Annotated in this window: 8 protein-coding genes; 5 read left to right on the top strand and 3 right to left on the bottom strand. The window is 73.0% G+C overall.

Translation table 11 applies throughout. The features are described from left to right. The first annotated feature begins 268 nt into the window (after positions 1 to 268). Positions 269 to 1,051 (top strand): VanZ family protein, encoded by a 783-nt coding sequence (locus ACFYYT_RS30850; RefSeq protein ID WP_351826272.1) that lies wholly within the window; start codon positions 269 to 271, stop codon positions 1,049 to 1,051. Positions 1,052 to 1,070: 19 nt separating this feature from the next. On the opposite strand, the gene ACFYYT_RS30845 is transcribed toward ACFYYT_RS30850, so the two are convergent. The 3 genes from ACFYYT_RS30845 to ACFYYT_RS30835 form a co-directional block, all read right to left on the bottom strand. Then, on the bottom strand, positions 1,071 to 2,090 hold the full coding sequence (locus ACFYYT_RS30845) for an alpha/beta hydrolase-fold protein (RefSeq protein ID WP_351826273.1): 1,020 nt from the start codon (positions 2,088 to 2,090) through the stop codon (positions 1,071 to 1,073). 159 nt (positions 2,091 to 2,249) lie between these two features. Beyond that, entirely contained in the window at positions 2,250 to 3,092 is an 843-nt protein-coding gene (locus ACFYYT_RS30840) for a tyrosinase family protein (RefSeq protein ID WP_351826274.1), read from the bottom strand. Further along, the gene (locus ACFYYT_RS30835) at positions 3,089 to 3,514 is read right to left on the bottom strand and encodes a tyrosinase family oxidase copper chaperone (protein ID WP_351826275.1); all 426 of its coding nucleotides are present in this window, start codon (positions 3,512 to 3,514) and stop codon (positions 3,089 to 3,091) included. Before ACFYYT_RS30835 ends, ACFYYT_RS30840 begins: the two co-directional genes overlap by 4 nt. Positions 3,515 to 3,648: 134 nt before the next feature. On the opposite strand from ACFYYT_RS30835, the gene ACFYYT_RS30830 reads away from it, so the two are divergent. The 4 genes from ACFYYT_RS30830 to ACFYYT_RS30815 are packed head-to-tail and all read left to right on the top strand — an operon-like array spanning position 3,649 to position 7,546. Beyond that, positions 3,649 to 4,137, top strand: a complete 489-nt coding sequence (locus ACFYYT_RS30830; RefSeq protein WP_351826276.1) for a helix-turn-helix transcriptional regulator — start codon at positions 3,649 to 3,651, stop codon at positions 4,135 to 4,137. Positions 4,138 to 4,173: 36 nt separating this feature from the next. After that, positions 4,174 to 4,731, top strand: coding sequence for a hypothetical protein (locus tag ACFYYT_RS30825; protein WP_351826277.1), 558 nt, complete (start codon positions 4,174 to 4,176; stop codon positions 4,729 to 4,731). A 14-nt stretch (positions 4,732 to 4,745) separates the two neighbouring features. After that, entirely contained in the window at positions 4,746 to 5,969 is a 1,224-nt protein-coding gene (locus tag ACFYYT_RS30820; RefSeq protein ID WP_351826278.1) for an MAB_1171c family putative transporter, read from the top strand. Further along, complete coding sequence (locus tag ACFYYT_RS30815) at positions 5,966 to 7,546, top strand: amidase family protein (protein ID WP_351826279.1); 1,581 nt, start codon at positions 5,966 to 5,968, stop codon at positions 7,544 to 7,546. Before ACFYYT_RS30820 ends, ACFYYT_RS30815 begins: the two co-directional genes overlap by 4 nt. Positions 7,547 to 7,604 lie beyond the last annotated feature (58 nt).

The following is a 7,604-nucleotide window of genomic DNA, read 5'->3' as shown; positions in this document are numbered from 1 at the left end:
AACGGCCCGATCACATCCCAGGCCTGATCAGTCACCTCATGACGTCGCACCACGAACGGAGCAACGACCGACCTACATTGCGGACACGCCCTAGGGCCGGTCCGCACCCGCCACCGGATGTGTGCGGGCCCGCCGCGCTGGTGGTGAACCGGCCCTGGCGGCCGCTGTGGTGACACCCCGGCACGGACCGTGTGGAGGCCCCGTCCCGGGGTACACGCACAGCCCCGGGGCGCACGCCCCGCCGGAACGGCCGCCGAGGGAGTGACCCGTGGACGAGCGAAAGACCTCCGCCCCCACCGTGACCAGGCGTCCCGCCTGGCTGCGCGGGCTACGGAAGGAGCCGTCGGCGCCGGCTGCGAAACGGCAGTCCGCGCCGCCGTCGCCCCGGACCCCGGCGCCGCCCCGGCCGTCGGCCCCGCCCGAGACCCCGCCTGCCGCGTCGACCCCGTCCCCGCCCCGAGCGGTGTGGTGGCGCCGGGGGACGGCGCCGACCCCGGCCGCCGAGCCCGTACGGCCTGCCCGGCCCGCTCATCCGGTCGTCCGGGCCCTCGCGATGCTGGCCGCGTTCGCCGGAACGGTCCTGTTCAGCATCGCCCTGGCCCGGGTCACCCTGGAGCCGTCCGCGGCCTCCGCCGCGCTCGTGCACAGCAACGTCCACCCCGGCGCGTCGATCGGCGCCTACCTCGACGGCGCGTCCGTGAAGGACGCCGTCAAGCAGCTCGGCGGAAACCTGCTGCTCGGTGTCCCGTTCGGGATCCTGCTGCCGGTCCTCGTGCCGCAGACCCGCGGCCTGCTGCGGGTGGCGCTGACGACCGCCGTCGTGATGACCCTCGTGGAACTGGTCCAGGGCGCGCTCGTCACGGGGCGGGCCTTCGACGTGGACGACGTCATCCTCAACACCACCGGCGCGCTCCTCGGCTACCTCTTCCTCGGCCGCCGCGCGAGCCGCGCCGTGCACCCGCGCCGCCACCACTGGTGGCAGCGCCGGCCCCGCCCGGCCGCCGAGGAGGCCGCCCTGCCGTCCGCGGTGGCCGGTGAGCGGGCTCCGTGACTCACGCGGGCCCCGTGAGTCACGGGGCGGGAACGGGCCCGATCATCCGCTTGCTGATCCACTCCAGGGGTCCCTGGAACAGGCCGTCGGCGTACTTGTAGCCGTCGTGCCCGGCGTTGGGGATGATGTGCAGATCGGTCTCGATCGGGCCCTTGCCGATCTTCTCCTTGAAGGCCTTCACCTTCGCCCCCTCCTCCTTGTCGCCGAGCAGGAACGACAGGTGGACCTTCGGGCCGTTGCGCTTGGCGAGCGCGTCCGCGAGCCGGGCGGGGTCGTTGGCGAGCCGCTGCTCCTCGAAGCCCTTCCAGAACGGCGAGTCGGGGGCGGTGTCGGGCCCGCCGGCGACCGCCGTGCTGAACCGGTCGGGGTACTGGAGCACCATCTTCATGCCGACGTAGCCGCCCGCCGAGGACCCGAAGAAGCCCCACCCCTTCGGGTCCTTGTAGGTGCGGAAGTTCTCGCGCGCCAGGTCCGGCACGTCGTCGGACATCCACGTGCCCATCTTCGGCTGGTTGGGGATGTCGCTGCCGTCCCAGTACTGGTCCAGCTTCGCGTTCAGCACCGGCATCATCACGATGAACGGCAGCGACTTGCCCTCCTCGATCTGCTGGGCGATCCGCTCCTGGAGCTTGAAGTCCGAGCCGAACCAGTAGTTCGTCGGATAGCCCGAGGCACCCGGCAGCGCCGTCAGCACCGGGAAGGCGCTGTTCTGGTACTTCTTCTCCTTGTACTGCTTGGGCACCCAGGCCCACACCCGCCCCTCGAAGCCCGACTTCGGGCCCTTGAGCGTGGTCCACATGACCTGCGTGCCGTCGCTCAGCTCGCGCTGCAGGTTCCACTTGCGGACGTTGGTGGGCATCTGGACGTTGTCCGGCGCGGCCGGCGTCGCGCTCGCCCCGCCCGGTGCGCTCTTCGGCGGCTTCGCGGGGGCCTTGCCGTCGAACGACGCCTCCGTCGGCCCACTGGAGCACCCCGCCACCGCCAGGGACGCGGCCAGCAGGAAGGTGACGGGCACCAGAACCTTGGAACGGGACTTCACTCGATCACTCCAGACCCCAACAATGTCGCCAAAATCGTCATGCGACACGGAAGAGTCGATTCGGCGCCGGGCGGTTCCCCGCGGCGCCGACGGCCCGGGGTGATCAACACCACGCCGTCCCGGGCCGTCCGCCGTCCGCCGTCGCCCGGGCCGTCCGCCCTACCCCTTGGCGCCGGGCGTTTCGGTGTCGAAGGTGTAGTACTTGCGGTGGTCCAGCATGTCGGCCGGGGTCACGTTGTTCCACGGCCGCATGGCGCCGTGCAGGTCGACCACGTTCGGCGTGCGCGCGGCGGGCTGGTACCCGGACTTCGGGTTCCGCCGCTGCCACTCGGCCCACAGCATGTCGATGAAGGCATGGTGCATCCAGAACACGGGGTCGTTCGGCGAGGCGGCGCTGGCCATGTGGCCGCCCACCCACACGTGCACCCGGTTGTGCAGGTTGGCGCCGCGCCAGCCCTCCAGGTGGTTGCGGAAGCCGTCCGAGGCGCTGTTCCACGGGGCGGTGTCGTACACCGTCATGGCGAGCACGGCGTTGACCTCGGCCTTGGTCGGCAGCTGGGCCCCGCCCGCGCCGAGGGTCCGGCGCAGGAAGTCGCGCCCGTCCACGCCGGCCGTGATGGCCCAGTTGCCCCCCGCGCGGGCGAAGGGTCCGTCGAGCACCTGCCCGTCGCGGGCCCGGTTGGTGCCGCCGAGGAAGTCCGCCGCCCAGAGGGAGGAGGCGGGGGTGCGGTCCACCGTCCAGTCCCAGTACGGGAGCGAGACCTTCGGGTCGACCTTCTGCAGGGCCGCCTCGAAGTCGAGCAGGAACCGCCGGTGCCAGGGCAGGAAGGAGGGGGAGCGGTGACCGACCCGGTCGCCGAAGTCGCTGTCGCTCAGCAGGAAGTTGTTGTGGGCGGCCACGTACCGGTCGTAGACGCCGGTGCGCTTCAGCTCCAGGAGCGCGTTGGTGAGGGCGCGCTTCTCCTCGGAGGTCAGCGTCGCCTGGTTCTTGCGGACGGTCATGACGTGCCTTCTGCGGGGGCGAAGGGGAGGAGGTTCGCACCCTGGAGGTCGCGCACGGCGGCCCGGGCGGCCGAGACGGGATCGGGGAACGTCTCGTAGTGGTGGACGACGGTCACCCAGCTGTTGTCGGCATTGCGCATCAGGTGCAGCTCTTTGCCGTCGATCTTGATGGTGGGCAGCCCCGGCATGGGGTGGCCGTTGTGCTTCCCGCCCGCTTCCATGGAGATCTGGATGCGGCGGCCCTCGTAGACCTCGTCGATGGCGCCGCCGGGTATGGACAGGGCCGGGCCGGACGCCGTGGCCGGGGGCGGGGCGGACGGGGAGGAGGAGGGGCTCGCGGCCTTGTCGCAGCCCGTCAGCCCCGCGACGGCGGCGGCTCCGGCGGCGAGGCCGAAGGCTCGTCTTCGGGTGATCTCGTTCATGGGCCGTAGAAGTATCAGAAGGCCGCGCGCGGCCGACCGGCACCCCACCGGACTTCCGCATGCCGGACCGTCAACTATAGTTACGCAGCACGGGCGTCAACTATAGTTACGCCTGAGGAGAGGGAGTAGCAGCGGTGGCGGAATCGGAAGGCACCCCCGACGGACCGGACGCACCACGGCCGGGCCCCGTCCCGGTCCCGGGACCGGGTGCCGCCTTCAGCGACCGCCTCAACTTCCTGTTCGACCGGGTGCGCCCTCCGGGAGCGGAGGAGTACACCAACGCACACGTGGCCCGCACCATCTCCTCCTACGGCGACGACAGTTACACCCGCTCCCACATCAGCTACCTGCGCGCGGGCAAGCGGACACCGACCATCACCATGGTGCCCCTCCTCGCCCGGTTCTTCGGTGTGGAGGCCGCCTACTTCGTCGAGGACGAGGTCACGCGGAAGATCGCGACCCAGTTCGAGATCCTGCGCAGGCTGAAGGAGAACGGGGTCGAGCAGATCGCCCTCCGCGCCATGGGGGTCTCCGCCGCGGGCCAGCGCAAGGTCCTGGCCGCCCTCGAAGCCGTGCGCAAGGAGGAAGGCCTGCCCGCCGATCCCGAAAGGGACCTGCCGTGACCGGTGTCCGGCGTCACGCCGACAGGAGGAGGCTCCATGTGGTTCAGCCGTCGTGACCGCGGCGCCCGCCGGGGCGCCGACCGCGAGGCCGACGAAGCCGAGCGGCGCAGCCGGGAGTTCGTGGACGGCCTCGACCTGCCCGCGGTCGACAGCGTCCTGGACCTCGTCCCGTTCATGGAGGAGCGCCTGGACCGCTCGATCCGGCTCATGCCCTTCACCTCGGACCCGGCCGATCCCGACTCCCTGGACGCCGCCTCGCCCTGCGGGCTGTGGCTCGCCACGGCCGAGACGGACTACGTCTTCTACGACACCGCCATCAGCCGGGCCCACGCCGAGATCATCGTCGGCCACGAGTTCGGCCACATGCTCAAGCGCCACCGGGGCGCCGCCCCCCTCGCGACCGGCGACCTCGGCGGCCTGATCACCGACATAGACCCCGCCACCGTCCAGCTCGTCCTCGGCCGCACCCGCTACAACGAGCCCGAGGAGTTCGAGGCCGAACTCCTCGGATCCCTCCTGCAAGAGCGCCTCGGCACCTCCCGCGCCACGGATCACCGGGAAGCCGACCCCATCACCCGCACCCTGCTGCGCTGACCGGATACGGAACCGTGAAAGACGTCCTTCACCCCCTGTGCCTGGCCATCGCCGGCACCGGCTTCCTCATCCTGCTGCGCGACCTGTTCAAGGGCCGCCGCGACCCGGCCCTGGTCGCCCTGGCGTTCACCTACGGCTTCTCCGCGATCAGCTACGCCGTCTCCCTCACCCCCGTCTGGGTGCGCCTCGACGGAGCCCTCGGCGTCCCCAACATCGTCGTGCCGATCGCCCAGGGCTGCGTGATCCTCGTCTTCGCCCTCCAGGCCACCGTCCTCGCGCACTGGGCGAAACCGCCCGCCGAGGCCCGCCGCCGCAGCCGCCTGCTGCTCGTCGCGGCCGCCGGGGTCATCGCCGCCATGGCGCTGCTGTTCGTCCTGCTCACCCCGGCCACCACCCGGCCCACCGACTTCTCCCTCTACTACGCCAACGACCCGTTCTTCCAGGCGTACGTCCTGCTGTACTTCGGCACGTACAGCGCCGCCGAGGTCTACCTCGCCCGGTCCTGCTGGAAGTACGCCCGCACCGCCACCAACCGCTCCATCGCCTTCAGCCTGCGCCTGGTCACCGTCGGCGCCGTCATCACCCTCGGCTACAGCGGCATCCGCATCGCCGCCGTCGTCGGAGCCGAGACCGGCTTCGGCGTCGACGGACTCAACGGCTTCGCGTGGGCGTGCGGGGACATCGGAGCCACCCTCACCCAGATCGGGTACCTCATCCCCACCCTCGCCCGGCGCACCACCGGCGCCCTCGACTGGACCACCGCGCACCTGCGCTACCGCCGCCTCGCCCCGCTGTGGTCCGCACTCGACCAGGCCGACCCCGGCATCACCCTGCGCCGCCCCGCCCCCCAGCGCCGGGACCTCCTGCGGGGCCGCAGCGCCCACTTCCCGCTGCTGCGCCGCCGCGTCGAGATCCGCCAGGGCCAGAAGCTGATGCGCCGCTACCTCGACCCCGAGGCCCGGCACCACGCCGAGGAGCTGCGCCGCGCCGAAGGCCTGACCGGCGCCGCGCTCGTCGCCGCCGTCACCGCCGACCAGATCCGCGCCGCCCTCGTCCGGCACCGGGCGGACGCCCCCGTCGCCGCCCCCGCCGAGTACGCCGACGCGGAACTGGACCTGGACACCACCGAGGACGAGCTGCTCCACCTCCAGCGCGTCGCCTCCTACTTCACCCCGCCCACCCCCGCGCGCCGCGAGGCACCCGACCCCCGCGCCACCACCTCAGGAGCCCGCCCGTGATCCTCCGACGCACCCTGATCGTCGCCTGCACGGCCGTCGCCGCCGCCTTCGCCATGACCACCACGCCCGCGGCCGCCCGCGCCGGCTCCGGCTCGGGCGCCGGTACGAAGCAGCCCCCGGGCGAGGACCTGCACCTGGCGCCGGCCCGCGAACAGCTCGCCGCGCTGCGCCGGCGCACCGTCACCAGCCGCGCCCTGCTGGAGCAGTACCTCCGCCACATCGAGCGGGCCAACCCCGCACTCGGCGCCGTCGCCACCCTCGACGCCGCCGGCGCCCGCGCGGCCGCCGACGCCGCCGACCGCCACCTCGCCGCCACCGGCAAACCGCTCGGCGCCCTCCACGGGCTGCCCCTCACCCTCAAGGACGCCCTCGAAACCAAGGGCCTGCTCACCACCTGCGGCTCACCCGACCTCGCCGGCCACGTCCCCGGCCGAGACGCGGACAGCGTGGCGCTCCTGCGCGCGGCCGGCGCCGTCGTCGTCGGCAAGACCAACGTCCCCGTCATGTGCCAGGACATCCAGACCTCCAACCCGCTCTTCGGCCGCACGAAGAACCCGTACGACGCCACCAGGACCGCGGGCGGCTCCTCCGGCGGACCGGCCGCCGCCGTCGCCGCGGGCCTCAGCGCCCTCGAAGTCGGCTCCGACCTCGCCGGCTCGCTGCGCCTCCCGGCCGCCTACTGCGGGGTGTACGCCCTGCGCACCAGCGGCGGGATCGTCCCCACCCGCGGCCACGTCCCCCGGCCGCCCGGCTGGCTCACCAGCTCCGACATGCTCAGCATCGGCCCGATCGCCCGTGACGCGGAGGACCTCGACCTCCTCCTGGACGTGCTCGCCGCCCCGGCCCCCGCCGACGCCCCCGCCTGGCGGGTCGACCTCCCCGCGCCCGGACGCCGCCGCCTCGCCGACTACCGCGTCGGCCTGTGGCAGGACGATCCGTACTGCCACGTCGACGAGGACACCCGCCGGCTCCTGGACAAGGTCGCCGGACTCCTGCGGTCGGCCGGTGCCACCGTCGACGGTGCCACCCGGCCCGTGCGCCTCGCCGACAGCGACGCGCTCTTCCAGCGCCTGATGTACGCCACCGCGAGCGCCACCGCCACCGACGCCGGGTTCGCCGACGACATAGCGGCCGCCGACAAGACCCCCGCCGGCGCCCCCGGCGGACTCTTCCTGCACTCGCGCACCATGCGGCACCGGGACTGGCTGCGCGCGAACGAGGACCGCGAGCAGCTGCGCGGCCGGTGGGCCGACTACTTCGCCACCCACGACGTCCTGATCACCCCGGCCACCCCGACGGCGGCCGTCGAGGACCAGACCGACGTACCGGTCCCCAGCCGGTTCATCACCGTCGACGGGGAGAAGCGCTCGTACTTCGACCAGACGGCCTGGCTCAACCTGGCCGGCCCCGCCCGGCTCCCGGCGCTCGTCATGCCGGCCGGGCGGACCGCCGCCGGGCTGCCGCTGGCCGTCCAGATCATCGGTCCCTACCTGGCCGACCGCACGGTCATCGACGTGGCCAAGCACCTCGCGCGGGGGCTTCCCCAGCCCGTGCGACCGCCCGCGTTCACCGCGTGACCGGGCGTCCCTGACCGGGCCCGTTCTGCCTCCACGGGGGTGGGGCGGGGCGGGCCCG

The sequence above is a fragment of the Streptomyces sp. NPDC002032 genome, assembly GCF_042890765.1.
Lineage (GTDB): Bacteria > Actinomycetota > Actinomycetes > Streptomycetales > Streptomycetaceae > Streptomyces.
The sequence above is the reverse complement of the archived record's forward strand: the minus strand, read 5'-3'. Positions and strand labels throughout refer to the sequence as shown.